This window comes from Bartonella sp. MR168JLCBS (genome assembly GCF_042194175.1).
On sequence record NZ_JBHIMP010000541.1, the window covers coordinates 1 to 594 of the forward strand.

Below are 594 nucleotides of genomic sequence, written 5' to 3' on the forward strand. Positions count from 1 at the left end.
TCTTTAGTGAATAGCTTGACACAAACCAACTCTGAAACTCTTCAAACCGTAACTGCTATGAAAGAAGATCTTATCAATAACATCTCCTCTATTCTTAAGCAGTTGAATCAATCAATTTATAGCTTCCACGAGAATAGTAATATTTTATTATCAACAGTTCAAAATATTGATGGTCAGTTTAGCGAGACTGCGAATAATTTTTTCCGCAAAACCAATCAAGCGGCTGAGCATTTATCAGCCTCAAATCAAGCGCTCAATAACAATGTAGAAGTTTTACAAGGGCTTTCACAAAACATCTTTGAAAAGATTGGGCATATAACAAGCACTTTCGGTGAACATGCTAAAACTCTTTCTGAGACCATTCACATTCTTGAACAATCCGAAAATTCGTTGAGTACAACACTTGAGGAAAAACACAAAACGCTCTCTGCATTAAGTAGTGCTCTTGTTTCAAAATCTAATGAAATCAATCAATTAATAGAACATTATGAAAATGTTCTCAGTTTGGCATTTGAACGCACTGACAAAAATACACGTAATTCCACACATTCTCTCCAACAATCACTTAATCAGCTTATTAATGAAGCTTCAACG

General features: G+C 34.5%; 1 pseudogene. It reads left to right on the forward strand.

The features are described from left to right. Positions 1–594 (forward strand): annotated as a pseudogene (locus ACFIK8_RS12520) (hypothetical protein); the annotation flags it as partial.